This is a genomic window from Pseudomonas sp. UBA4194 (assembly GCF_002379585.1).
GTDB lineage: Bacteria > Pseudomonadota > Gammaproteobacteria > Pseudomonadales > Pseudomonadaceae > Aquipseudomonas.
Genome location: NZ_DFUE01000076.1, coordinates 79067 through 103402, shown reverse-complemented (window position 1 = coordinate 103402; position 24336 = coordinate 79067). Strand labels below are relative to the sequence as shown.

The following is a 24336-nucleotide window of genomic DNA, read 5'->3' as shown; positions in this document are numbered from 1 at the left end:
ACAAGCGAGCTGGATATGTTTATATGCGTATATTCGGTTATTCACATATTGAGGTTGATTGCTTGTGAGCCTTCCACCACACACCTTCTTCAAATGCCTCGGGGACGAAACCCGCGCTCGGATTATGCTCATGCTTTCGGCTGAGGGTGAGCTGTGCGTCTGCGAGTTGATCTGGGCTCTGGACGATAACCAGTCGAAGGTTTCCAGACACCTTGCACAGTTGCGTGCTTGCGGGTTACTCGCGGATCGCAGGCAGGGTCAGTGGGTTTACTACCGGCTGCATCCCGAGCTTGAACAGTGGGCGCTGGATGTTCTGAACGTCACTACGCAGGCCCACCTGTCTTGGGTTAACGACCATCAAGGAAGGCTGGCTTCCATGGAAGACCGGCCCGTACGCCAGGCCTCCTGCTGCTGACCTCCTGATCTGGAAGATACCCATGCTCATCGCTGCGTCGATTTTCGTAGTTACGCTCGTCCTTGTTATCTGGCAACCCAAGGGGTTAGGTGTCGGCTGGAGCGCGGCAGCGGGTGCCGTTTTGGCACTACTGGCTGGCGTCGTGAGCCTGGGGGATGTGCCGGTGGTGTGGCACATCGTCTGGAACGCTACCGCGACTTTCATCGCCGTAATCATCATCAGTTTGCTGCTTGATGAAGCGGGTTTATTCAAATGGGCAGCGCTTCATGTCGCCCGCTGGGGCGGTGGGAAAGGCGGGCGCCTGTTTGCTTTGATGATCTTGCTCGGGGCAGCCGTCTCGGCGCTTTTCGCCAACGACGGCGCAGCACTGATCCTCACTCCCATCGTTATAGCGATGCTCACGGCGTTGCGCTTTAGCCCTGCATCGACCTTGGCGTTCGTGATGGCCGCAGGCTTTATCGCCGATACCGCCAGTCTGCCCATGGTGGTGTCGAACCTGGTCAACATCGTTTCGGCAGACTTTTTCAGCGTAGGTTTCGGAGAGTACGCTTCAGTCATGTGGCCAGTGAACCTAGTGGCAGTGGCCGCGACGCTGTTCATGCTCTGGATGTTTTATCGAAAGGACATTCCCGCCCAGTACGACGCGAATGAGCTTGAGGCACCAGAGGCTGTGATTCGTGACCGGGCGACCTTCATTGCTGGCTGGTGGGTGCTTGGCCTACTACTGGTTGGCCTGTTCGCACTGGAACCGTTAGGCATCCCTATCAGCGCCGTCGCTGCTGTGTGTGCGGTGATCCTGCTGGTCATCGCAGGGAAAGGCCACATCATCTCGACGAGGAAAGTCATCAAGCACGCACCCTGGCAGATCGTCGTGTTCTCGCTGGGCATGTATCTGGTGGTCTATGGCCTGCGCAATGCCGGTCTGACTGACTCCCTCTCGGGATTGCTTAACACGTTCGCCGAACATGGACTGTGGGTCGCGACCTTCGGCACGGGCATCACCGCTGCGCTGTTGTCCTCGATCATGAACAACATGCCGAGTGTGCTCATCGGCGCTCTATCCATTCAGGGTAGCGACGCTACGGGCTTGGTGCGTGAAGCCATGATCTACGCCAACGTCATCGGCTGCGATCTCGGCCCAAAGATTACCCCAATCGGAAGCTTGGCCACGCTGCTGTGGCTCCATGTCCTGGCGCAGAAAAATATCCGTATCACCTGGGGCTACTACTTCAAAGTCGGCAGCATGCTCACCCTCCCTATCTTGCTGGTAACGCTTGCGGCACTGGCGTTGCGGCTGAGCATTCCCGTCTAGGAGACACCCATGAAAGTACTGTTTATGTGCACGGCCAACAGCTGTCGGAGCGTTCTCTCTGAGGGGCTGTTCAACCACTCGGCCCCGGACGGTTTTACTGCCGTCAGTTCAGGCAGCTTCCCCAGTGGGCAACTGAATCCCCGCGCTGTGAGCACGCTGCAAGCGCTGGGCATCGACACCACAGATCTCTACAGCAAAGGTTCAGAGGTCTTTTCGGACTCACCACCCGATGTGGTTATCACCGTTTGTGACAAGGCCGGAGGCGAACCCTGCCCGGTCTATTTTGGGCCTGCTGTCAAAAGCCACTGGGGCCTTGCCGACCCTTCCGATGTTGAAGGAACGGACAGCGACATACAGGCTGCATTTGACTCGACCGTCGTCCAAATCAGAAAGCGTTTCGACGCGTTCTTCAGCCTGGATCATTCGGCGTTTACACCGCAGGAGCTGAAGTGCGAGCTAGATCGGATAGGTGAACTGTAATGGACGAATTTTCCTCGGAGGGCAGTCCGGAAATTCCAAATCTGGATTTATCAGTGATCGACGTCCCAACACTGGATCGTCTTCAAAACAACGACCAAGCGACTCACAAGCCACGCATTTTGTTGTTGTACGGTTCAACCCGTGAGCGCTCTTTCAGTAGGCTACTGACTCAGGAGGCGGCACGCATCCTGACTCTAATGGGGGCCGAGGTCGTGATCTTTGACCCGTCAGGTCTGCCTCTCCCTGATGACGCCCCGGAAGACCATCCAAAGGTTAAAGAGTTGCGAGATCTGGTTCTGTGGTCAGAGGGACAGGTGTGGTGTTCGCCAGAGCGTCACGGTGCAATGTCTGCTGTATTCAAAGCCCAGATCGACTGGATTCCTCTCACGATGGGCGCTGTCCGGCCTAGCCAGGGCAAGACGCTCGCCGTAATGCAGGTCTGCGGTGGATCACAGTCCTTCAACACGGTAAACCAGCTGCGGATCCTCGGGCGCTGGATGCGAATGATCACCATCCCAAACCAATCGTCCGTACCCAAGGCGTTCCTGGAGTTTGACGATGCAGGGCGTATGAAGCCATCTGCCTACTACGACCGTGTGGTGGACGTGATGGAAGAACTGATGAAGTTCACGTTGATGGTTCGGGGCCGGGAAACGTATCTGGTAGACCGCTACTCCGAGCGTAAGGAAAGCGCTGAGGCACTCTCGAAACGGGTCAACCAAAGATCGATTTGAGCCACCAAGGGGATTAAGGATGAGCAACATCAGCACAGTCAGGATTGCGCAGCTTTCGGACGCGCAAGATATCCAGGCAATCTACGCACCGATGGTTGAGCGTACCGCGATTTCGTTCGAGCTAGAGTCCCCTTCAGTCGAAGAGATGGCCAAGCGGATTAAATCGACTTTGCCGACTTACCCCTACCTCGTAGCGGAGCGAGACGGCCAGGTGATCGGCTATGCATACGCCAGTCAGCATCGTGCTCGTGAGGCCTATCGCTGGTCGGTCGACGTCACGGTCTATATAGCGCCCAACGCACACCGTAGCGGCGTTGGCCGGGCTCTCTATGACGTATTGCTGCCGACACTGAAGAGGCAAGGCTTTCACGCAGCCTATGCCGGGATCGCGCTTCCCAACGATGGCAGCGTGGGGCTACACGAAGCGCTTGGCTTCGCTCACATCGGTACGTATCCAGAAGTAGGATTCAAGCATGGTGTCTGGCATGACGTCGGGTATTGGCGAATTGCGCTGGATGTCGCGAGTCCGCCGAAACCAGCCGTGCCGTTCAATGAGATTAGTCCGCAGATCTAGCCTGGAGCCTACCTATTCAACATCACGTCGCCAAAGGTCGTGTACTGTCTGCTTGGGTATCCCCAGCATCTCGGACGTCATCTTTTGACTCATTCCTTCTGCCTTGCACTTAAGGACTTTCTGGAGTTTTTCTGGATCGACCGGCTTCCCTGGCCGGCGCTCAACCACCGCTCCCGTAGCGACCTCTGCTTTGAGGACTTCGCCACCACCGGAATGCTCAAAATCGTCTAGTTCTGCCTGTACCTTCTGCAGAAGCATTTGGGTGGAATGGCCGCTATTCGCTGACAAAGTCAGTGCTAGGAATGTGAGCGGGCTAATCCCTAGCCCTGCGCAGATCGATTCGAGCTTGTCCAGCGTGACCGTTGATGCTCCCTTCTCCAAGCGGAACATGTAGGTACGGCTGCTTCCATAATTTAGGCTCTCTTGGCTATGGCGGCCCTGGCGACGCAAGGTACGAAGCACGGCGGCCAAGGCAAGCTTAAGCGACATGAAAATTCCTCAAAGATGAGGATAAAGCCACGTTGCCCAGTCCGGTTCTACTGTATATAGTGAACAAGTCCGGACTGCTGTGAGCGCCTGTTTTCATGAAAGGGCTCTGGGTATGTGCTGGGGGCTTCCGCTATGCGGGCGAGTCGGTGGGATCAATCCAGGAGCCTGCGAGGCCTTCGTTTGAACCTCAATATACCGGTAAAACGTCGTTCAGCTCATGATCGATGAGGCCGGGACTAAGGCTAAAACCGAACCAGCGTGGCCGGTTCACTGCGATATCAGAACCGTAACGGGTCTTATGAAAATCTTGATTTATTCCGATCTGCACAATGAGTTTGATCGCTTTGAGCCGCCGCTAGCAGAGGTCGATCTGGTGGTGCTTGCAGGGGATATTGATCTGCGAACACGGGGCGTTCTATGGGCCAATGACTCCTTTGACTGCCCGGTAATCTACTGCTGCGGCAACCACGAGCTGTACCAAGGGCACATCGATCGGACGCTTGCGAAAATGAAAGCCGCAGCTCACAGCCACGTTCGTGTCATGGAAAACGAAACCTTAATCCAAGGTGATGTGCGTTTCTTGGTTGGTACGGCTTGGACTGACTTCACTGGTACTGGTGATGTTGTGGCAGCTTCCTCTGTCTGCGCTAGAGAGATGACTGACTTCCGCGTAATCAGGGCAGGGGATAACTACAGGCGGTTACGCCCTGCCGATGTCATTGAGAAGAACCGATTGACTCGTGAGTTTCTCAAGCGCGAGCTGGCGATCCCTTTTCCCGGAAAAACCGTGGTCGTGAATCACCATTGTCCGATACCAGAGGCAGCTGGAGATGAGAACGAAGGACACATCAGTGCTGCTTATTTCAATCGGTGGTACGACTTTATTGCTCAAGCTGACGGATGGATTTTTGGCCATACCCACCACGCCATTGATGTCCATTTTGGCCAGTGTCGGGTGATTTCCAATCCGAGGGGGTATCCCTCGGAAGTTACCGGGTTCGACCCATACAAAATTGTGGAATTCTGATGCGCCGCACCATAAAACGAACTACTGCCGAAGTTCTGCCAAGCAGCATTCCGGATGAGGTCTTGCAAGCGAGCGCTATCGATTGGGAGGTGATGGTTGATGCATATCTTTTTGGCGCAGCGTTTGTAGGGGGCTGCTATGCCGCCCGTGCGTTCCTAGATCGCTCTGGAGCGATTGACGACGGCATGACGGTACTGACCCCCGTGGTGGGGGTGATGGTCGAGAGGAGCGGGTTTGTGCTCGTACGAAGCCTGAGCGGCCAGGATCACTACGTTATCGTCAGCCGGCATGAGCCAGTTAGGGAATAAGAAATCGGTGGAAACGAAAACTCCCGATGATGTGGTTAATGCTGCCCGCCTAAATTTTGGCATCGGTATCACTGCCTATTTGCACCACCCTGAGGTCTGCGGGTTTTCGCTGACAGGGCGAGTCTATTTTGATCGCAAGGACAGATTCCAAAATGGTCGCCTGATTCGGACGTCCGATGTTCTGGAGTTTGTCGAAATTGGTGACCACCTCGTGGCGGTTACACTCACTGGCAGTACCTACGTACTGGTAGCGCCCAGCTGCGAAATGCTGACGCTGCCTGGGGGTTGACGATGGAGTGGAGGGGCAGGGCTCCACGAGGCGGGCTGGCGCCAGCATATCGAGGGCTGAACAGTTGTGCCCAAGTGGTGCAAGGCACACTTTCATGAGCTCTGGTTGTAAATTTTGACTAGATCCACCCTCGAATCAGGTGATGCATGATGAGATACCGGGCCGTGCTTCTAGATGCATTCGGCACAATCTTGAGAATCAAGACTGGCAAGCATCCATATCGACAGCTTCTGAAGGAAGGGCTTCGTAACGGACGCCGTCCGAATCCTGATGATGCAAAAAAATTGATGACATTTAACGGAGGATTGCCCCAAGCAGCTGAGTACCTAGGTATCAGCGTTCACCCTCTCCGGTTGGCTGAAATCGAAGAAATGCTTGAGCAGGAAGTCGACTCGATAGTCGCATTTCCCGATGCTTTGGAAGCAGTCGCCCTGTTGCAGCAGCATGAGCTTCTACTGGCGGTCTGCAGCAATCTGGCGTACCCATACGGTCGTGCGGTCAAAAGGTTATTTCCGACCATGGATGGGTTCGGCTTTAGCTACGAAACTGGCTTGGCTAAACCAAATCCATGGATGTACCGAGCAACCTGCGAAATGATAGACGTTGAGCTCGACAACGTGTTTGGCGAGCACAGAGTAATTATGGTAGGAGATTCCCTACGCTGCGATTGCCATGGCCCGCGCGAAGTGGGGATTACCGGCATACATTTGGATAGATCAGGGGGTGGTCGCATCAGTGATTTGACGGGCTTTGCCCACCATGTGCTTCGCGAGTCGTAGCATTGTTGAAGGGGTGTCGCCGAAGGGTATCTGAGGCATTCATTCATCCTTCCAATACCAATCAGGAGCACCAGAGTGTAAACCTATTTTTCATACTGTAAGTCGATGAGGTTTACACGATGATTTTCTGGCTTACTGCTACCTGCTTGGTAAGCTCCCAGGCAGGTGAGCGCTACTTCCTATCGAATCTCTTTGGGCTTCGCGTACGGTAGTGGTCGTTCAAGCTCATCGAGAGTCATTTTGCCGCTACGAATGACGTTGTGGCTCCATCTCAGGAACTGTTCTAGTAAGGCGTGGTTTTCACGGGTCAGGCGCTTGACCCTTTCCTCAAGAAGCCTCACACGTTCTAAAGCCTTCTCAGTCTCTATGGCGCTGCGGGAGGTAGTCACGCCGCCATCATCCTTAGCCTGCTCCTTGGCGTGATCCCAGGCCGACTTGATGCGTGGATGTCTGAGCATTGCTGCCTTGGTGTACTTATGGCCGATATCTACCTCAAGCATGGCCAGATATCGATCCCAAGTGAGCTTCCCAGTCCAGCCGTCCAGCAGGCGTACGGCTTTTTCGATCCCCGTATCGTTTAGTTTTGGCGCGCCCATTCAGAAGAACCCCATATCAAGCAACAGCTTTTCGTCAGCATCAGTTTCGGTCTCAGGCTTGGCAAGGTTGGTGCTTGGGCCGGCCTGGTTGATGATCCTTACCGCCTGCGCTAGCCCGGCTTTTGACTGAGGTTGGTCAGGAGGTGGGAGAGTCAGCAGGGTGCCATCTGGAATGCTTGGATCGTTCAGCATCTCAAGAACCAGTTTCCAGCGCTCAAGCTTGGGCAGATGCAACTTCAACCAGCGGGCTGCGCCCGGCTCGCCTTCCTCTACAGCCTTTTGGGCATCTGCTACGGCCTTCTCGTGCATTTTGAATTGAAACTCAGCTTCATCAAGGTGGCGTTGTTCGCCCTTAACGAATGTGTGCTCACCACAGCTCACGCAATCCTTGTCCTTGGGGCAAGGCGTGAGAGCGTGGTCGTGGCGGCAAATGCCGTAGCGGGTGCGGTGTGTCGCTCCCAACTCAAGCTTGAGCGCCTCTTCCCTGGTAAGCCCATGGGTGACTTCAATAGAGCGCACTTTCGCTTCGAGCTGACCTGCTACCTGCAGTGGTTTACCTACATCCCCGAGCTTGAGGTAGGCCTCAATGAAGACCTCTTGGGGAAGATGGTCGTACCATTCGTTCTGACTGATGTTCTTACGCCCAGACCAAAATGCAATCAGGGCCTCGCTCAGGTGCTTGCTCTGAGCCAAGGTGTTCAGCAGGTGACGGAAAGCATGGGTGGAGATGCCCATGGGGCTGCCATCCGGATTGGCTTTGCTATTCCGTGTGAACACCGTGACTCCGCTGGGATTGGTACCCAACTGATGGTTGATCTGGTTCGTAGAAATTGGAGATGGCAGGTATAACAGGGTTTCCCCATCAGGCCGCAAAACGTTAGTAGGGAGAACAAAGAGGGCCTCGTGCCATTTGATCTTGGTATGCCCATCCAGGATCGGGAAAATAGCAGGCAATTTCCCCAGTACGTATCTTTCCAGAGAATCAAATTCGTATAGCGGGGCGAGCCCTGTTTTTCTGGAGTCTTGCATCCGACTCCGGTCATTTGTAACTTCGCCAGTTGCTACCAATCCGTAGCCTCTCTTGGCGTGCGAAGTTTGAATTGCTGTTTCCTTGCCCAGAATTTGTGACACCTCTTTCAACGTTATCGGAGATCCGCGCAGATGCTCAGTGCCGGGAGGAAGATAGAGGTCTTTAGGATTGTTAAGGTACCACTCTGCGGCTTTTCGGGCGGGGGCACCCAGCTCCGCTAGATATCTGACTGTAGATTCAATGATGGCTTCAAATTCATCGCTTGCGGCGAATTTTGTCATTGGCATAGCCCCCTTGGCGGGTGCCCATGCGATACCCATTATGGGCCCATCTTTGGTGTCAGCGCGACGTATGCAGTTGACAGGCAAACTGAGAATCTCACTGGCGCGGCTTGGTGCATACATGGCCAATGTGACGAAAGCAGTTGCTACCCTGTCAGGCATGGCTTTGCTTTTATGGTGGATATCAGCCAAGGCGAGAATAGATTCAAGGGATGGAAGCCTTGATGTGGATTTTTCGGCGTCTTTGGTAGAGACCCTGTCATTCCGCACAGGTTGTTTGTACTCGAATGGGCTGCGCCATTCGAGTATCACTGGAGTTAGACGAGCCGGGTTAACGATTTCCGTTACCACTCGCTCCAAAACTCGACCCATGGGCCAGGCATCCTGAAACTTCTCTCTGAGTATTTCAGCTGCCCTATCGAGCACAAATGGCGTGAGCTTGGTAATGCACGGCTTCAATTTAAAATCAATTAAAGCTTGTTCGATTACACGTAAAACCCCTAAGTGCCTATTGTATTCAACAAGGCGAAGGCGTCGCATCGTTTCGCTGAACGCAGATTTTGCAAAATCCATGAAGCATGGGTCGAGCGGTATTTGAACCAAGGGCTTATTGCCGGATTTGTCTTTTAAAGATCTGAAGTACACCAGCTTCTTAGTTTTCCCCTGAGCTCTGCCGATGACAAAAGTTGTGATGTCCCAGATGTTATCTTCCCACTCAACATTGGCGAATGGTGTATTTTTGCGAGCATGCTCTATATAGCGATTCAGGTTTTCCTGAGCGCTTAAATCATCTTTGCCTACGAAGTGAACAATTGTTCCCATTACTCAGTACCTGCCGATTCATCTCGGAGAGCAATGATTTGCTGGATCGCAGACATGGCATTGTGATTGATCTGACGGATCCTGGGTTCCGTTTCCATTTCTTGGTCGGCCACCAATGAGACCATCAATGTCTCCCAGGGGGCGCTCAAGAGAGGCTCGAAATGCGCGCAGCCGGCTAAGCATGCTACCGGGGCATTTTGGTGGCAGTCGGCGCGTGTCCCGCAAGCGCCTACAGGCTTGCCCATCAGCCGGAGAAAGTCCGTTATCACGGCGTCGGGATCGCCCGCCCTGGTTGCTTCCTCAAGTCCAGAGATAGACTTCCCTTGAAACGCCCTCGCGAAGTACCCCATTTCTTTCCCCAAGGCATCACGCACGGGTTTCTGCAGTTCGGGCATGGAGGCTCTGTAGTAGTGAATGCAGGACGTGCTGCGGTGTGTGAGAAGTCGTGCCACTTCGTAGTCAGATGCTCCTTGCGCTAGGGCTCGGGTAGCCAGTGTGTATCTGAAGCGATAGGGATTAATCGGAATTTTAGTTCCGAGGCGTTCGGAGTAAGTGTCTAGCTTTTCCAAACAAGATATAACGCGGCTTCCTAGTGCCTGGGCTGAGGGCTGATCAAATAATCTGCATTCAGCCTGGCTCATGCCTCTGGCGTCTTGATCCAAATACATTATGAGGCATTCAGCAAGCACAGTGGGGGCTCGGCGCGCCCAATATTCATTTGAGGATGTCATCTCGCCTTTAGCGAGCGGAACTTTTAAGGTGACTTCCATCCCGTTCCTGCTGTGGATGATTACATCACTCTTTTTCATTCGAAAGGCTTGGGCGGGCCTTACCCCTGTTCCGATAAAAAACCAGCATATAGTGAAGTCAGCTTGACTTATTGTCCTGTCTGAATATGCTCGATTGAGTTGGTGGTGAATGTTGTGGATTTCTTGCTCGGTGAAAGCCCCCCTTTCAGGGTCGTTGGTTACAAGATTGAAATATGCACCAACCCCTTGCTCCTCCCATTTTATTGGGTGCTTGATGAAGTCACAGACCTGCTCTGAAAGTCCACGCATTTCGTGTGCGGAAATCTGGCGTAGCAGCGGGATAACGAATGCTCTGTAGCTCGGGTGGGTGTTATTTAGCAAGTTTATTTCAGGGATATCGATTTCAGTCTTGCCTTTCATTTCAGGCAATGCAAACCAGTTGGCTACGGCATACATAACAGTATTGCTGTAGGATAGGCTGTGCGTGGATAGCAAATTCTTGTATGAAGCATAAATGCTTTCATGCAGCAGGTTGCCCGGCTCAAGTATATCGAGCCTCATTGGTTTTGAATTGCCGTCGCGATCTGCAATGCGCTCCTTTTTGCCCATTTCGATCTCAATTATCCTACCGTCCAGTAGAATCACCTGATCCTTTTTTGTAATGGGGGGGTGTTTGCTAGTTGTGGAGCTTTTGTTTGAAATGTTCATTGCTCTACTTCATCTTTCTTTGTGCGCAAGTCGTTTGCCAAGTCCTCTGCGATCCTGTCAGCCTTTTCGCGAATATGCCGACGTGAGTAGCGCTCTTCCATTTTGGATTCCTTCGACCAACCGTTGAAGCGGGTTCTCACCCGCTTCTCCTCCTCGGGCCTCATCCGTTTCTCTGGAGGGAGGCTATCGATCTTTCTGCTTAAACGATCATTCCACGTCCTGCGCAGTGCATGCGGCGCAATACTCTCTGATAGCTCGTTCTTTCGACGCAGCTCCCGGAACGTGAGGTTGATGGCCTCTACGGACAGGTGGTCGCCTTTAGCGGTTGTGAAAAGGTAACCGTGCCTCCTGGATTTGACGGGAATCTTGGCCCAGTGCCTCATCACGAACTCATGGAAGTCGTCTGCGGTTTGCTCGGAGATGGGCAAGGTTCTGGCAATCGTTTTCGAAACACGTACCTTCACTCGTCGGGCTGCATGATCAATGTCCTCCACCTTGATGTATCGCAACTCACTGCGTCTGACCGCTGTTTCGTTGAAGATCCGGTACATCAGGTGATTGCGGTACTGATGAAAATCAGACTGAAATGGATTGGTCACTGAGCCTGGCTCAAACGCCGCATCGATGGCTGTCATGAGATCTTCAGAAAGCCCCTCTGGCGCATCTCCCTCATCAGAGGGGGTGGCCCGAGGCTCTTGGGCTCGCAGGGCAGCAATCGCGTTCTCACGAGCCTTGGCGAGGTCTTTGCGGGGTTTCTGGGAGGCTTTAGGGGCAATGCGTTCGTGATTGAACTGCAGAAAGTTCGCCACGGTTCGGATCCGGTAACCACCTTCGACTGCGGAAATCAATGTCCGCTCTGGGGTCGGTGTACCGCCGCTGCGCACCTGTTCAAGCCGCACTACCTTGTTGGATCTTACTTCCAGAGAGGCTTCGACAAGCCGATCCTGTGCCGCCCGATCAAGGCGAAGGAAGAAGGCCAAATCCTCGCACTGCTCCATCGACAGGAATGACTCGGAGCGCAGCTCTACCTCCAGATCAATCTTTCTGGTTGTCGCCCATAGGTAGGCCATACCTACAGCGCGGAGAACCTTTTCGATGGTGGTCAAGGCAAAGCCAACGTCCCTGTATCGGAGAGTGGCATACACATTGGGCAGGAAGAGCGGGCGTCCTTCCTGATCGACCAGCACGGCCATCGGAAGGTCGTCTGATGCGGTGAAGGATCTGATGGAGTAACTAGGCAATGTATACGGTTCCGACCTATGAGCTAGATAGGGCGGCGAGTATAGGGAGGGGTATACGAGAAGTAAACCCTCCAACCCCTTGTATCTATTGGGGTTGGAAGGTCATGGGTTTGACTAAGTATACGCTTTAATACTTATGAACCCTACTGACACGCTTCGCAATCCGGCTCGTCGATCGCGCACGCCTTGGGCACTGGCGCTGGGCCGGCCGGGGCGGTCTGGATCGGCGAAGTATCACTGCCGCTGGATACCGCGTTCAGCTTGCCGGTGTTGATGGTCGACTTCTCGGTGCTGGTCGCGGCCAGGGCACGGAGGTAGTAGGTGGTTTTCAGACCACGGTACCAGGCCATGCGGTAGGTCACGTCCAGCTTCTTGCCCGAGGCGCCAGCGATGTACAGGTTCAGCGACTGCGCCTGGTCGATCCACTTCTGGCGACGGCTGGCGGCATCGACGATCCACTTGGTGTCCACTTCGAACGCGGTCGCATAGAGGTCTTTCAATTCCTGCGGGATGCGCTCGATCTGCTGCACCGAACCGTCGTAGTACTTCAGGTCGTTGATCATGACCGAGTCCCACAGGCCGCGGTCTTTCAGGTCGCGCACCAGGTACGGGTTGATCACGGTGAATTCGCCGGACAGGTTCGATTTCACGTACAGGTTCTGGTAGGTCGGCTCGATCGACTGCGATACGCCAGTGATGTTGGCGATGGTGGCAGTCGGCGCGATCGCCATGATGTTCGAGTTACGAATACCTTTCTGCACACGAGCACGCACCGGTGCCCAGTCCAGGGTTTCGTTCAGGTCGACATCGATGTACTTCTGGCCACGGGCTTCGATCAGGATCTGTTGCGAATCCAGCGGCAGGATGCCCTTGGACCACAGCGAGCCCTGGAAGGTCTCGTAGGCACCGCGTTCGTCAGCCAGGTCGCAGGACGCCTGGATAGCGTAGTAGCTGACCGCTTCCATGGACTGGTCGGCGAAGGCGACGGCAGCATCGGAACCGTACGGGATGTGCTGTTTGTACAGCGCGTCCTGGAAGCCCATGATGCCCAGGCCTACCGGGCGGTGCTTGAAGTTGGAGTTCTTCGCTTGCGGCACCGAGTAGTAGTTGATGTCGATCACGTTGTCGAGCATGCGCACGGCGGTGTTGATGGTGCGCTCCAGCTTGGCGGTGTCCAGCTTGCCGTCGACGATGTGGTTGGGCAGGTTGATCGAGCCCAGGTTGCAGACCGCGATTTCATCCTTGTTGGTGTTCAGGGTGATCTCGGTGCACAGGTTGGAGCTGTGCACCACGCCCACGTGCTGCTGCGGGGAGCGCAGGTTGCAAGGGTCCTTGAAGGTCAACCAAGGGTGGCCGGTCTCGAACAGCATCGACAGCATCTTGCGCCACAGGTCTTTGGCCTGGATGGTCTTGAACACCTTGATCTTGTTGTACTCGGTCAAGGCTTCGTAGTACTCGTAGCGCTCTTCGAAGGCCTTGCCGGTCAGGTCGTGCAGGTCAGGCACTTCGTTGGGCGAGAACAGGGTCCACTTGCCGTCGTCGAAGACGCGCTTCATGAACAGGTCTGGAATCCAGTTGGCGGTGTTCATGTCGTGGGTACGGCGACGATCATCACCGGTGTTCTTGCGCAGCTCGATGAACTCTTCGATGTCCAGGTGCCAGGTTTCCAGGTACGCGCACACCGCGCCCTTGCGCTTGCCACCCTGGTTCACGGCCACGGCGGTGTCGTTCACCACTTTGAGGAACGGCACGACGCCCTGGGATTTGCCGTTGGTGCCCTTGATGTAGGAGCCCAGCGCGCGCACGGGGGTCCAGTCATTGCCCAGGCCGCCGGCGAATTTGGACAGCATGGCGTTGTCGTGGATGGCGCCGTAAATGCCCGACAGGTCGTCTGGCACGGTGGTCAGGTAGCAACTGGACAACTGCGGGCGCAGGGTGCCGGCGTTGAACAGGGTCGGGGTCGATGCCATGTAGTCGAACGAGGACAGCAGGTTGTAGAACTCGATCGCGCGGTCTTCTTTGTGCTGCTCTTCGATGGCGAGGCCCATGGCCACGCGCATGAAGAAGATCTGCGGCAGTTCGAAACGCACACCATCCTTGTGGATGAAGTAGCGGTCGTACAGGGTCTGCAGGCCCAGGTAGGTGAATTGCTGGTCGCGTTCGTGGTTGATGGCCCGGCCCAGTTTCTCCAGGTCGAAGGTGGCCAGCACGGGGTTCAGCAGTTCGAACTCGATACCCTTGGCGATGTACGAAGGCAGCGCCTTGGCGTAGAAGTCGGCCATCTCGTGGTGGGTGGCGCTCTCGGCCACTTCCAGGAAGCTCAGGCCTTCGGCGCGCAGGGTGTCCATCAGCAGGCGGGCGGTGACGAACGAGTAGTTCGGCTCGCGCTCGACCAGGGTGCGAGAGGTCATGACCAGAGCGGTGTTGACGTCTTTGAGGGCTACGCCGTCGTAGAGGTTCTTCAGGGTTTCTTTCTGGATCAGACCGCCGTCGACTTCGGCCAGACCTTCGCAGGCCTCGCTGATGATGGTGTTCAGACGACCCATGTCCAGCGGCGCCAGGCTGCCGTCGGCCTTGGTGATGCGGATGCTGGGGTGAGCATCGACCGGGGCGTCGGCCGGGGTGCGGATGGCGCGCTCCTTGGAGCGCTCGTTGCGGTAGATGACGTAGTCGCGGGCTACTTTCTGCTCGCCGGCACGCATCAGGGCCAGTTCGACCTGGTCCTGGATCTCTTCGATGTGAATGGTGCCGCCCGAGGGCATGCGACGCTTGAAGGTCGCGGTGACCTGTTCGGTCAGACGCGCAACGGTGTCGTGGATGCGCGACGAGGCGGCGGCATTGCCACCTTCCACCGCGAGGAACGCCTTGGTGATGGCGACGGTGATCTTGTCGTCGGTGTAGGCAACGACGGTACCGTTACGCTTGATCACGCGCAGTTGGCCGGGTGCGGTGGCTGCCAGATCCTGGTTGGAATCGGATGCCTGCGGGGCCTTGGCCTGCGGGTTCTCGCGAGTGGGTTCGGTTTGCATGGGTTTCTCCACGTTCATAAGTTTGACTGGGCACCCGTCATTGGGCCCGTTGTACCGAAAAGAGCGGCCCGGTGGAGGCGCGTGGCCTGCTACACCGGGCTGTAGGAAAGCGCTGAATCTGCTGCCATCCAAAGACATGGGTAGGCAAGGAAAACAATCGACTGAAACGCAAAAAAGCACGATTTCAAGGCTTGAATTTGTGCTTTGAGTTGTGCTTGGTTTTCTGGCGAAAACCCTACATGTAGTGGTTTTCTGCGCTGGGCATACAAGATAATGCGGTCAGGGGGGTATTGCAACACACACATCTGTGGATAAGTTGTGAGTAGTTTGTGGGTGGCGGCGGCAGCCCATACAGGTCGCGGTGTAGGACCGTTTGTCACCGATTTGCCGCAAGCGTATTGTAGGACGCGATTGTTGAAGATTGACTATTCGTGTCGGCGGGGAACGCGTTTCTCGCGGGCAGACACCTCAGACCGCGGCCATGAACCTCACCCAAACCCCCTACCGTGAACTGCTCACCGGGCTGTCCAGCGCCGACGATCCTCGCGTGGCGGTGTCCTTGCCCGAGCTGCTGCAGCCGCGGGTGCTCGACCAGTTACTGTCGCGCATCTATGGCCCCGAGCTGTTCGCCACGCACCAGCCGGTATTGGTCTCGCAGTGGTCCAAGTACTACTTCATGCATTGGTTGCCGGTCATGCTGGTCAGCCAACTGGCCCATGGCTGGGACCTGCCGCTGTTGCCGCGCGAAACCGGGTTGGTACTGGATGAGCGGGGCGTCCCGCTGGCGGTGCGGTTTCTGGAGGAGGGCGAAGAAGGCGACGCACAGGCCTCCCTGGAGCCGTGGATTGCCAGCAACTTGCGGCCCGTGGTGGATGCGCTCAGCGCTTACGGTAAGGTGCCGGCGGCGGTGTTGTGGGGCAATGCCGGGGATTACCTGGAAAGCAGCCTGCGCCGGTTGCAACGGCTGGGGCTGAAGAACACCGCGCCAGCCGAGGCATTGCTGGCGAACCGCAAACTGGCCGACGGCCGACCCAACCCGCTCTACCAGCCGGTGCGCTACCTGGGCGATGGCCGCCGTGAGCGGCGCAGTTGCTGCCTGGCAGGGCAGGTGGAAGGAATCGGGCCTTGCGCGCAGTGCCCGCTGTAGAGGCCAGCGGGCAGTTGGGCAGTGGCGGCCCGGTTACCAGGCAGAGCCCTTGCCCTCAAGCGCGGCTCGCCAGCACCTCCTCGGCCGTATCGTTCTCGTCTTCACTGACGCTGTACCACGGGTTGTAGCGCTGGCGACGCAGCCAGCCCGCGGCTGTCCAGGTTTCCGTAGGTCGGCCCATGGCATCGTAGCGTTGCAGGTCGTGATAGCTGTGTTCGGCGTCACGATGGCTGGCGGTGTCGATATAGCGATCACTGTTGGCGAAGTACGGCCGATACGCCCGCACCACTTGGCCCTTGGTGTCGTATTCGACCCGCTCGCTGACGCGCCAGCGCGGGTCGGCGTAGGCGTCCTCGGGCAGCAACATGCCGTCCTCATCCACCTGATGCGCCAGCCCCGGTTCTACCCGCTGCTTGCTCTGCAGACTGCGACCAAAGCCATCGAAGCTCTCGATGTTCATGCGCACCTGCCGTTCGGGATCGCCTGGGTAACGGTCGGCCTGGAACGCGGCGACTCGTACGGGCTGGCGAGTGCGGCTGGCCAGCGGCCCGAGCACCTCGGCATCGCCCAGGGTCATCACACCTTGCAGCCATTGCTGGCGCGCGGACGCGCGCAGATGGCCTGCCAGGGTGACCTTGCCCGCTTCGATCTGCTCGACCAGGGCGTACGCGTCGACCCCGTCGCCCGGCGCAGCCTCACCCATCCAGGCGTCGCCTTCATACACGTAAGCCATGGCCCAGTCGCCGAGCCCGGCGGCGTTGTCGGCAATCGCCTCGGCGATGGTGCCTGCCAAGGTCTGCCCTTGCAGTTGCGCGAAACCTACCGGCAGACCCATTTCGGTGCCGTGGAAACTGCTCAGCGATACGCGGCCAAAGACGTCGTAGCTGGCCTGCTGGCGATTGTCATTGGCGTCGATGACCTCCACCGGCTGCAGGGTGCGGTAATCGTAAAGCGCCTGAGTGGTGCAGCCGTCGGCGGCGATCACTCGCTTCGGCAGGCAATGGTAGGGGTCGTACTCAACCCGGGTTTCGCCCAGCGCAGGGGTTTGCCGATAGGCCTTGACCTTGTAGAACTCGGCGGCGCTGCCGTAGGTAGCGTAGCCCTGACGCACCGACCACAGCACCTGCTCGGTATCGGCGGGCAGGAAAGCCGGCATGCGGCGGTAGCCCAGCTCCGTCAGCTTGGCGTCCAGCGCTTCGGGGGTCATGACATCGGCATAGGCTGCCAACGCGGTGTCATCCAATTCTGCCGCCTCGGCGAAATCGGCCAGCGCCAGGAAGTCCGCGCTGCCGTCTGCGCATCCCTGGTAGCGCTGTACGCTCAGGGCCGTCAGGGTGCGCGGCGCCTGCTCGCCCAGCAGGCCATCGGCGGCCAGCAGGCTTTCGTAACTGAGGCGCGCCGGAGTGACCTGCGCCTTGGGCAACGACCAGGCATTGGCGCGGGCACGATACGGCAGGTGCAGGCGCCAGTGCTGCGGGTCGCGGGTGAGATGGATGGCCTCGGCGCGGCTTTCACTGAAGTGATACTGGTGTTGTGCCGAGTCGAAGGCGTCGCGCCACCAGGTCTGCTCGTGCTCGTCGCTGTAGGGCGGTGGATCGATCTCGTGTTGGCGACGCGCATAGGCAATGCTCACTGCATGGGTCACGGCGCCGTAGGCGTCGGCCCGCAATTGCACGCTGTGGCTGCACTGCGGGTCGTTGGCGATGCGCTCGTAGTGATAGCCCAGGGTTTCCAGGGTCAGCGGCAGCAACGATGCGTAGCGCTGATGCGCCGTACGCGGCTGCAGCAAACGCAGGCCCTGGCGTTGCACCTGTACCGAATAAGGCACGGCTTCGCACGTCGCACCATCCAGGCCGAACACCTCGGTGCGCAACACCTGGCCGCTGAGGGCGCGGGCCATCTCCCGGCGCAGTTCGGCATCGATGTCAGTCAGGGGCGTGTCCTCGCCGGTCACCGGGTCATGGGCCAGCAGCAATACCGCGCCCAACTCACGGGCCTCGCTGTCGCTGGTGTCGATTCCATGCAAGACCTCATCCACGGCTCGCCCGGTGTGGTACCAGGTCTTGGTCAGCAGCGGCGGCGAGTAGGGCTGAGCGCCAGTGGCCGGTGCTTCGCAATCGCTGGCCAGCAGCAGGCCGAAACCGCGCATTTCACGTTCATGACCGTCGTAGTAACCGCGACGGTATTTCAGCCCTTGGGTCAGGGTATTGCCGGTGATCTCGTCATGCTGCACCTGGCGCACCACCAGGTGCATGGCAAACGGCAGTTCGCAGCGCGGGGTTTGCCCGGCAGCCAGCCATTCGGCTTTCTCGTCGAGCCATTCCTGGGCCGAGCTGCGATAGAACGCCTGGGTGTCGGCGCCCAGGTTGTTGTTCGAACCGGCCAGCAGGTAGGGTTTGCGCCCCCGGTTGAAATCCAGTCGCCAGTGCCGGCCAGCCATGTGCGGCACGCTGATCACCAGACTGGAGCAGCCCAGGCCTTGCAGGTCGGCGGCGTTGACCTGCCAGGTGGCGTCGTAGCGCAACCCTTCTGGCCAGGGCTGCTGCACCGGCTCGGCGAAGCCGTTACCGCCACGGTTGAGGAACACCAGCGCGTGTTCGCTGCACAGATAGATCAAATCGGCGGCGCCAGACCCGTCGAGATCGGCCAGGCGCACGCGGGAGGCGTCGAACTCGCCGTAGGCAAATGGCAGGCTGGCGAGCTTGAAGCCCTTGCCGAACGCGCCGCGACCCAGGTTCGGCCAGCAACGCACCTCATCGTGGCGAATGCGGATCAAGTGTTGCTGGCCGCTGCCCAGCACGTCGCTGAACGCCACCAGTTCGCCCTGACTGTTGCCGATGATGGGCAAGGCGTCGTCGCTGTGCTCGATCTCGGTGGCCGAGGCAAAACCCTGGGCCCGGCGACTGGCGTACAGCCGCACACTGCGGCTGCCGATCATCGCCAGGTCCTGCAGGCCATCGCCGATCAGGTCGGCCAGTTGGCCCTGGGCGTTGAAAAACTCCAGCGGAAAGGCATCGAAGGTGTTGAAGCCGGACCAGTTGCGCTCGCTGTCCAGGCTGAAGAAACCGCTGTAGCCGGGCTGGGCCACGATCCAGTCCAGACGGCCGTCGCCGGTCAGGTCGCTGAGGAACTGGCGGGCCGGCTTGCCTGCGTCGGCCACAGGTTGCGCCGGCAGCAGGTGAAACGGCGCGTAGGCGACCGCGTCGGCGTCGGTGGGGTGGTCCGCGCGCATCGGCTCGCGATAACGCCAGTGGTCGTCCTCGCGGTACAACACCCCGGCCAGGCCTTCGCCATACAGGTCCACCAGCTGATAGCGCGCGCCGTCATCCAGACCCGGCATCGGCTCGAAGGCGCGTTCCTGACGGTCGTCGAAGGTGAAATGCTGATAGCGGAACTCCAACGGTGGCAGCTCGAGCATGTCGGTGCCGTCCACTGCCTGGCTGATGGCTGCGGACAGCAGGCTGTAGCCGTGGCATTGACGGTATTCCAGCCACAAGCGACTGACCAGCACGGGTGCCGCGCCCAGCTCCGGGAAGCAATGGAACATCAGCACCTGGTGGCAGCGGCGCAGGGTCCGCACTTCAAAGCCGTTGGAGAAGCTGGCAGTGGGGTCCGGGCGCACGGGCCAGGCCTGGGTGGCAGCGTAGGCGGGCACAGTGGCCTGATCGGTGGCGCGCTCGCCGTAGTCCAGCACCAGGTCGAAATGCCAATGCGCAGGCAGGCTGGTTTCGTCCCACAGGTACAGTGGCGCGTGGGCCTGCAGGTTGCCGTAGCGCACGCGGACCAGATAGCGCTGGGCGCTGTGGTCGCGCACGTCATCTGCAGGCAGGCCACGGTCGTCTTCGGCCTGGTACTCGTAAAGGATGTGTTCACCGGTGGGCGATACCGATTCCTCCAGCAGCCATTCGGCAACCTTGTGCGGTGCGGCGGCGGGGAACACGCGGGCGCTGTCGCGCTTGCCGTACAGGTGCAGGCCGCCATCGCCGCCGTGCACCAGCCAGAAGCCGGCGTCGTTGGCATCCAGCTGCCAGCGCTCGATGCGGGCGAACGCGCCTTCCACGCGTGGGAAATGGCGGGTCACCTGGTAAGTGGCGCCCAGCGCCAGCCCACGGAAGGTGCTGACCGGGGTGCTGAGGACGTCGCCCTGGGCTGTGCGCTCGGGCAATAGCACGTCGCCGCCGGGGCCGGTCATTTCATCGTCGGCGGTGTAGGCCGGCACACCTTTTTGCGTGCGCCGGGCGATGCTGGCCCGGCTCAGCCCCCAGCCCATGCCGCACACGCCGTTGCCGGCGGCGCTGCTGTAGCTCAGGCCCAGTTGCGGGGCCATGCCGCGTCCAGCCGAAAGGGGCAGCGGGATATCAAAGGAGGCAGCGCCGGTGGCGCCCATTGCGCCCCAGCCCTTGCCGATGCTCTGGATGGCACCACCGCCTTTGGGCAAGGCTGGGGTGTTGATGGCCAGTGGATTGTCGTGATGTGTGGTCATGGAAGAGTGATCGCTGAACGGATGGATAGGATCGAAGTGTCCCCGCCGCCCGCCAGGTCGGCTATCCATAGAAGTGATAGGTAGGCGGGAGGGGGGATTTGTGGTTTTGCTGGAGATGGGGTGTCGGGGCGCTCCTCTTCGCGGGCCCGCCCCGACACACTTCAGTGCATCAAACGGCCGCCGCCATTGCCGCTTGGCCTACCGCCTGCCAATCGGCTTCCGGGCTATCCGCAGTCAGCGCGCAGGCTTGCACCAGGGTTGCCGTGCTCAAGCCGGTTTCCAGTGCCACTGCCTGGGCACGACGCAGCCAGTCCACATGCGCTACGGTCTTGGCGATGCCTTGGGGCAACAGCGCGGTGAGCACCGCCACCTCGGTTTCACTCCAGCCCAGCAGGCTGGCGAGGTCGGCATTGCAGGCCTGGCTCTGCACCGCCAGCTGCCGCTTGCCGGGCCGTTTGGAGACGCTGGTGTTGGCCTGTTCCAGATAGTCCAACAGTCGCTCTTCCGGTTGGCCCAGGGTGTTGAACAGGGTGTCGTAGGCCTTGAGCAGATGCAGACTGTGCAGGCTTTGCGGCCACAAGCCGGCACTGCCCAGCCAGCTCGGCTTGACCACGAACGTGCGCAAAGCGCGAGCGCCGGTGTGGGACCACTTCAAGGTCTGGGCCATCAGCAGCACCTTGCCGATCTGTTGACCCAAGGCCGTGATCTTGGCTTCGACCGGCTGCCCGTTCGGCCAGGCTTGTAGGGCGGCGAGCAACAAGCCGTGGGGTGTCAGCGCCGTGCTCCTTGCTGCCAACAGGGCCAACTCCGGCAGCAGGCCGGTCAGTTCCTGCAGGCAGGCTTCGCTCAGACGCGCCTGGGCGGTGGCGGCGTTGACCAGGAAGTCGGCGAGCATGTCGATGGCCTGGGCTCGCACTTCGTCGTGCAGATCCAGATCGCCGATCAGCGTGGTCACGGCCTGCTGGAGTTGCTCCTGGGTGGTGTCGACCAGCGTCAGCGTGCACTCCGGTACCAAGCCATTGGCGTCCAGCACTGCGGAAGGCTGTAGCTTGGCGACCCAGTCGATGAGTCTGCCTGCCTGGTCGGTGACTGGCAGCGCCAGGGCCTTGATCGATGCGGGTGTGACCCGCTGCGCGTGGGCGTCCGTCGATAGCTTTTGCAGACGGGTAAACATATTCGCGGTAAGCGGCTCGACAAAAGCAGAGAGCAGTGCGTGCAATTCCTGCACGCTGAGTTTGTTGTCTTTCAACCAGCGAACTGCCCAGTCCAGTTCCATCAGGATGTCGAGGATGTCGGCTTCCTGCGCGGCAGGCGCGACGCTGCGTGGCGCAAGCTCACCTCTGCCCAGGCGCATCTCGTGCATGACAGGGCCTAGCAGCTTCAGCAGTGCACTGCAGTCCGTCACACTCAGGCCAAACATTGCGGCGATCCTGGCTTGCCGGAACAGACCGCCCATCACCAATGAGGAGCGCGCCGTTGGCGTCAGCGTGGCGAGGTTGTTAGCCATCAATGTCAGTTCGCGCTCTGATACTTGCAATCCGGCGCGCAACTGCTCGACCAGTTTCTGCGTGCCTGTATCTTGAGCGGGCAGACTGAAAGGCCGACCGTCGAGCACCAGTGCTTCATCAAAACGCACAGGGCTATTGAACACTCGATCGAACAGCGAAACGTTTTGCGACGTGCAAAAGGGATTGAGCCCGTCCATGAATGCGGCAAATTCCTCTGCCCCAATACCATGTTGCTGCTGGAGGTGGCGGAACACACCCAGCGCCCGCAGCGTGTTGGCGTTCAACTCACGTCGGGGGTTGCGACTGAACTCACCACGAATGGCGGCCATTACCAGTGTGTCGAGCTGATCGAAGGGTACATCCAGCCATTTTTGCAGACGAACCATGCGTTGCATGCGGTCCAGGCGATCGGGGGAAAGGTTGCTGATGATCCAGTTCTGGCTACCTGGCAATTGAACCAGATCCATGGCGTTGTCGTAGCCTTGGTCCTCCCCGGTGAGCCAATCCTTGGCGCCGTTGCCGTTGACATAGCTGGCGCCAAAATGTGACGGGTAGGGCAGGCGTCGAACAGGATTGGCATCGGCTGCTGTGCTGTGATCGGACCGCCAGTTTGGCGATACGGCGATACGTCCGCTTTTGCGACCAATCAGGGCTTCCAGCTGCTCGCTGTCGATGCCGGTCTGATCGCAGAAGCGTTTGGCGTCTGCCATTTGCAGGTTTTCAGGCGTGGCTTCGCGCATGCCCAGGTGGGCGAGCAGGTAGTCTTGCTGAGTCGTAGAGAATTGCGGGACTTCAGCCAGATCGATATGGATGCGCCATTGGCTGATGATCAGCTGTTGCATTTGGTTGGTGCGGATGTCGATGCTGAATGTCGCCGCGTAGTCGCCTGACAGCTCCACGCCGGTATTCTTGGCCGGGTCGAAATACAGATGAAGACGGCTGCCGCCGGACTGTGAGGCGTGAACATAGTTGACCGGGTATCGGGTAGCGGTTTCCACGCTCAGGTAGGCATCCAGCTTGATGGTCTTGTCGCCAGCGGTACCGCTGAGCTTCAGCTCGATCAACGTAGGACCTGAATTGGTGCTGGTGGAGCTTGTGGCCGCCGGGGTGCAGGTAACACCGGGCTGGTTAGGCACCACCAGGTGGATGCGGTGCTGTGCATGGGGATAGAGGGTGCTGAAGGTAGGGGAAATCCATACCGCTGCCGGGTCGCGCGAGCGGTCCAGCTCCAGGGCACCGACGGTGAAGGTGGGGAACAGGCTCGGTGCGGTGAGCAGTTTCTGCTGCGCGGGGCTCAGGCCTGTAAGCAGGTGCTGGGCGGCGGTGCTCGTGTAGGTGTTGGCGTTGGGTTTGGTGAAGGGTACCGCAGTGGCCAGCCGGTGGTTGATGACACCCAACCCAGGCTTTTCGGCAGCCAGCGCCAGCGTCGCCTGCTGATGCGCAAAGTGATAAGGAAACACGAACGGGTGCTTCTTCTCGGCCAGCAGGGTGTGGATCGGCCGGACGTCATTTTTTTCCTTCTGGTACTTGTCGATGCCCTGGGTCAACACATCGTTGACCAGATCCAGCATCGGCACCGGCTGGTAGGTGCTGCGTTCGTCGATCACCAGCGCGTCCAGGTCCGGGCGGCGGATGGCCAGGGTGATATTGGTCTGGCCGTCGGCGTTGTCCTCGATCTCGCGTTCGGCGAAACGGCGCAGCGAGCCGAGGTAGGCCACCGGCCCGTCCATGGCTTCGATGGCGCCGACCTTGCAGAACTCGTCCCAGTTTTCACGGAACAGGTTGGGGTAGCTGGGGCCGATATCGACCAGGGCCCGTACGCCGCTGCGCTGGCTGGTCTGAGCGATGCTGCGACCGGAGGAAACCACATCGTCGCGAAAGCTGCGGGCGATCTGAGTGGCGTAGCACATGGCGTTTTCATAGGCCATCTCGCCGTCGGCGTCGCTCAGGGTGCGCAGTTGGCGGGTGAAGGCCTGCTTGGGCTGGCGGATGATGTCGAACACCGAGCGCATGCCCATGCGTGGCATGGCGTCGGCGAAGCTCAGGCGGCCCAGGTCGCGGGTTGCTGGCAGCTCGGGGGTGAGGTTGCGAAACAGTGGGTTGGGTTCGGCTGGTGGTTCTAGGTCCAGGATAGTCTCGGATTCATTGGGGACTTGCAGGTCGGTAGGGGTATCGATCATGGGTTGTTCGTGGATGGTCATGCTGTTTATCTCGAAAAAAGGGTGCAGACATTCACCCTCTGCTGGATGGGCAGAGGGTGAGTGAAGTTTTAAGGGGTTGCCGATGGCCTCATCGCGGGTAGAACCCGCTCCCACAGGGATCTCTGGCGGACGGA

General features: G+C 58.6%; 18 protein-coding genes. 10 read left to right on the top strand and 8 right to left on the bottom strand.

The window, feature by feature from the left end; all coding sequences use genetic code 11:
• The first annotated feature begins 64 nt into the window (after nt 1-64).
• The 5 genes from B3397_RS18785 to B3397_RS18765 are packed head-to-tail and all read left to right on the top strand — an operon-like array spanning nt 65 to nt 3515.
• Nucleotides 65-415 (top strand): metalloregulator ArsR/SmtB family transcription factor, encoded by a 351-nt coding sequence (locus tag B3397_RS18785; protein WP_049860765.1) that lies wholly within the window; start codon nt 65-67, stop codon nt 413-415.
• 22 nt (nt 416-437) lie between these two features.
• Nucleotides 438-1727, top strand: a complete 1290-nt coding sequence (locus B3397_RS18780; protein WP_296253008.1) for an arsenic transporter — start codon at nt 438-440, stop codon at nt 1725-1727.
• Between the two features lie 9 nt (nt 1728-1736).
• Nucleotides 1737-2207, top strand: a complete 471-nt coding sequence (locus B3397_RS18775; protein ID WP_049860744.1) for an arsenate reductase ArsC — start codon at nt 1737-1739, stop codon at nt 2205-2207.
• Nucleotides 2207-2941: an arsenical resistance protein ArsH gene (gene arsH, locus B3397_RS18770; RefSeq protein ID WP_049860745.1), complete on the top strand. Its 735-nt coding sequence runs from the start codon at nt 2207-2209 to the stop codon at nt 2939-2941. Before B3397_RS18775 ends, arsH begins: the two co-directional genes overlap by 1 nt.
• 19 nt (nt 2942-2960) lie before the next feature.
• Nucleotides 2961-3515, top strand: coding sequence for an arsinothricin resistance N-acetyltransferase ArsN1 family B (locus B3397_RS18765; RefSeq protein ID WP_049860746.1), 555 nt, complete (start codon nt 2961-2963; stop codon nt 3513-3515).
• Between the two features lie 12 nt (nt 3516-3527).
• Here B3397_RS18765 and B3397_RS18760 read toward each other — a convergent pair whose 3' ends face one another.
• Nucleotides 3528-4004 (bottom strand): helix-turn-helix domain-containing protein, encoded by a 477-nt coding sequence (locus B3397_RS18760; protein ID WP_049860747.1) that lies wholly within the window; start codon nt 4002-4004, stop codon nt 3528-3530.
• A 298-nt stretch (nt 4005-4302) separates the two neighbouring features.
• Here B3397_RS18760 and B3397_RS18755 point away from each other — a divergent pair, with 298 nt between their 5' ends.
• The 4 genes from B3397_RS18755 to B3397_RS18740 all read left to right on the top strand — a co-directional run bounded on the left by B3397_RS18755 (nt 4303) and on the right by B3397_RS18740 (nt 6407).
• Nucleotides 4303-5031: a metallophosphoesterase gene (locus B3397_RS18755; protein WP_049860766.1), complete on the top strand. Its 729-nt coding sequence runs from the start codon at nt 4303-4305 to the stop codon at nt 5029-5031.
• Nucleotides 5031-5339 (top strand): hypothetical protein, encoded by a 309-nt coding sequence (locus tag B3397_RS18750; RefSeq protein ID WP_049860748.1) that lies wholly within the window; start codon nt 5031-5033, stop codon nt 5337-5339. The genes B3397_RS18755 and B3397_RS18750 overlap by 1 nt, the downstream gene beginning before the upstream one ends.
• The gene (locus tag B3397_RS18745; RefSeq protein ID WP_296252997.1) at nt 5320-5628 is read left to right on the top strand and encodes a hypothetical protein; all 309 of its coding nucleotides are present in this window, start codon (nt 5320-5322) and stop codon (nt 5626-5628) included. The genes B3397_RS18750 and B3397_RS18745 overlap by 20 nt, the downstream gene beginning before the upstream one ends.
• A gap of 164 nt (nt 5629-5792) precedes the next feature.
• The gene (locus B3397_RS18740; protein ID WP_296252995.1) at nt 5793-6407 is read left to right on the top strand and encodes an HAD family hydrolase; all 615 of its coding nucleotides are present in this window, start codon (nt 5793-5795) and stop codon (nt 6405-6407) included.
• Between the two features lie 179 nt (nt 6408-6586).
• Here the strand turns inward: B3397_RS18740 and B3397_RS18735 are convergent, their stop codons facing one another.
• The 5 genes from B3397_RS18735 to B3397_RS18715 form a co-directional block, all read right to left on the bottom strand.
• Entirely contained in the window at nt 6587-7003 is a 417-nt protein-coding gene (locus B3397_RS18735) for a hypothetical protein (protein WP_049860751.1), read from the bottom strand.
• The gene (locus B3397_RS18730) at nt 7004-9136 is read right to left on the bottom strand and encodes a hypothetical protein (RefSeq protein WP_082223645.1); all 2133 of its coding nucleotides are present in this window, start codon (nt 9134-9136) and stop codon (nt 7004-7006) included.
• Nucleotides 9136-10593, bottom strand: a complete 1458-nt coding sequence (locus B3397_RS18725) for a hypothetical protein (protein ID WP_296252985.1) — start codon at nt 10591-10593, stop codon at nt 9136-9138. The genes B3397_RS18730 and B3397_RS18725 overlap by 1 nt, the downstream gene beginning before the upstream one ends.
• Nucleotides 10590-11786, bottom strand: a complete 1197-nt coding sequence (locus B3397_RS18720) for a tyrosine-type recombinase/integrase (protein WP_049860753.1) — start codon at nt 11784-11786, stop codon at nt 10590-10592. Before B3397_RS18720 ends, B3397_RS18725 begins: the two co-directional genes overlap by 4 nt.
• Nucleotides 11787-11977: 191 nt before the next feature.
• The gene (locus B3397_RS18715) at nt 11978-14863 is read right to left on the bottom strand and encodes a ribonucleoside-diphosphate reductase subunit alpha (RefSeq protein WP_296252981.1); all 2886 of its coding nucleotides are present in this window, start codon (nt 14861-14863) and stop codon (nt 11978-11980) included.
• 481 nt (nt 14864-15344) lie between these two features.
• Here B3397_RS18715 and fhuF point away from each other — a divergent pair, with 481 nt between their 5' ends.
• Nucleotides 15345-16010 carry a siderophore-iron reductase FhuF gene (gene fhuF, locus B3397_RS18710; protein WP_296252979.1) on the top strand — a complete coding sequence of 222 codons (666 nt, stop codon included), beginning with the start codon at nt 15345-15347 and terminating at the stop codon, nt 16008-16010.
• A gap of 55 nt (nt 16011-16065) precedes the next feature.
• On the opposite strand, the gene B3397_RS18705 is transcribed toward fhuF, so the two are convergent.
• Nucleotides 16066-20493, bottom strand: coding sequence for a SpvB/TcaC N-terminal domain-containing protein (locus B3397_RS18705; protein WP_296252978.1), 4428 nt, complete (start codon nt 20491-20493; stop codon nt 16066-16068).
• A gap of 169 nt (nt 20494-20662) precedes the next feature.
• Nucleotides 20663-24202, bottom strand: coding sequence for a Tc toxin subunit A (locus B3397_RS18700; RefSeq protein WP_296252976.1), 3540 nt, complete (start codon nt 24200-24202; stop codon nt 20663-20665).
• Nucleotides 24203-24336: the final 134 nt, after the last annotated feature.

What these genes read in the sequence shown, in the direction of transcription:
- B3397_RS18750 (WP_049860748.1), top strand. Translation starts at nt 5,031, where the DNA reads ATGCGCCGCACCATAAAACGAACTACTGCCGAAGTTCTGCCAAGCAGC.
- B3397_RS18745 (WP_296252997.1), top strand. Translation starts at nt 5,320, where the DNA reads ATGAGCCAGTTAGGGAATAAGAAATCGGTGGAAACGAAAACTCCCGAT.
- B3397_RS18700 (WP_296252976.1), bottom strand. Translation starts at nt 24,202, where the DNA reads ATGACCATCCACGAACAACCCATGATCGATACCCCTACCGACCTGCAA.
- B3397_RS18705 (WP_296252978.1), bottom strand. Translation starts at nt 20,493, where the DNA reads ATGACCACACATCACGACAATCCACTGGCCATCAACACCCCAGCCTTG.
- B3397_RS18755 (WP_049860766.1), top strand. Translation starts at nt 4,303, where the DNA reads ATGAAAATCTTGATTTATTCCGATCTGCACAATGAGTTTGATCGCTTT.
- B3397_RS18715 (WP_296252981.1), bottom strand. Translation starts at nt 14,863, where the DNA reads ATGCAAACCGAACCCACTCGCGAGAACCCGCAGGCCAAGGCCCCGCAG.
- B3397_RS18730 (WP_082223645.1), bottom strand. Translation starts at nt 9,136, where the DNA reads ATGGGAACAATTGTTCACTTCGTAGGCAAAGATGATTTAAGCGCTCAG.
- B3397_RS18720 (WP_049860753.1), bottom strand. Translation starts at nt 11,786, where the DNA reads ATGGCCGTGCTGGTCGATCAGGAAGGACGCCCGCTCTTCCTGCCCAAT.
- B3397_RS18725 (WP_296252985.1), bottom strand. Translation starts at nt 10,593, where the DNA reads ATGAACATTTCAAACAAAAGCTCCACAACTAGCAAACACCCCCCCATT.
- B3397_RS18780 (WP_296253008.1), top strand. Translation starts at nt 438, where the DNA reads ATGCTCATCGCTGCGTCGATTTTCGTAGTTACGCTCGTCCTTGTTATC.
- B3397_RS18775 (WP_049860744.1), top strand. Translation starts at nt 1,737, where the DNA reads ATGAAAGTACTGTTTATGTGCACGGCCAACAGCTGTCGGAGCGTTCTC.
- arsH (WP_049860745.1), top strand. Translation starts at nt 2,207, where the DNA reads ATGGACGAATTTTCCTCGGAGGGCAGTCCGGAAATTCCAAATCTGGAT.
- B3397_RS18765 (WP_049860746.1), top strand. Translation starts at nt 2,961, where the DNA reads ATGAGCAACATCAGCACAGTCAGGATTGCGCAGCTTTCGGACGCGCAA.
- B3397_RS18735 (WP_049860751.1), bottom strand. Translation starts at nt 7,003, where the DNA reads ATGGGCGCGCCAAAACTAAACGATACGGGGATCGAAAAAGCCGTACGC.
- fhuF (WP_296252979.1), top strand. Translation starts at nt 15,345, where the DNA reads ATGAACCTCACCCAAACCCCCTACCGTGAACTGCTCACCGGGCTGTCC.
- B3397_RS18760 (WP_049860747.1), bottom strand. Translation starts at nt 4,004, where the DNA reads ATGTCGCTTAAGCTTGCCTTGGCCGCCGTGCTTCGTACCTTGCGTCGC.